The 835-nt window shown below is 81.0% G+C and carries 1 protein-coding gene; it reads left to right on the top strand.

The genetic code is table 11. The features are described 5' to 3' along the window. On the top strand, positions 1-835 hold an 835-nt coding region (locus ABD317_RS37380), incomplete at both ends, for a helicase-associated domain-containing protein (protein ID WP_344296585.1).

The following is an 835-nucleotide window of genomic DNA, read 5'->3' as shown; positions in this document are numbered from 1 at the left end:
CCGCGCGCTGCTGCCGGCGCCGGAGGCCGCCGACGCCGCACCCCCCCGTTCCCCGCACTCCCGCCCCAGGGTAGGCCGCCCCTCCGACAACAGCCCCGCACAACCGCCCGCGGCTGCCCCCGCCTCCGCCGCTGCCCCCGCCTCCGGCGCCACCCCCGCAAGCACCCGTGCCGCCGCCGCCCGCGGGGGCGGCGCGCTCGCGCCGCACCTCCCGGCGCCCGTCGACCACGTGCTGCTGCAGGCCGACCTCACCGCCGTCGCCCCCGGCCCCCTCCAGCGCGAACTCGCCGCCGTGCTCGGCGTCGTCGCCGAGGTCGAGTCCAAGGGCGGGGCCACCGTCTACCGCTTCACCCAGGCCTCCGTACGGCGCGCGCTGGACGCCGGGCGCTCGGCCGCCGAGCTGCACGACTTCCTCGCCGCCCACTCCCGCACCCCCGTGCCGCAGCCGCTCAGCTACCTCATCGACGACGTCGCCCGCAAGCACGGCCGGCTGCGCATCGGAGCCGCCGGCGCGTACCTGCGCTGCGACGACGACGCGCTCCTCGCCGAGATCGTCGCCGACCGGCGCTCCGCCGAGCTGCGGCTGCGCCACCTCGCGCCCACCGTCCTCGTCACCCCCACCCCGCCCGACGTGCTGCTGGAGCGGCTCCGCGCGATGGGCTACGCGCCCGCCGCCGAGTCGCCGGACGGCGCCGTCGTCGTCGCCCGCGCCGCCGCCCACCGCACCCCGCCCCGCACGCCGCCGACGCCGGTCCCCGACGGCCCCCCGGCGCCGGACGCCACCCTCCTCACGGCGGCCGTCCGCGCCGTACGGGCCGGGGACCGCGGCGCCACC

Origin of the sequence: Streptomyces synnematoformans (assembly GCF_039531005.1) — a bacterium.
Classification (GTDB): Bacteria; Actinomycetota; Actinomycetes; order Streptomycetales; family Streptomycetaceae; genus Streptomyces; species Streptomyces synnematoformans.
This window is presented reverse-complemented; position numbering and strand designations above follow the sequence as displayed.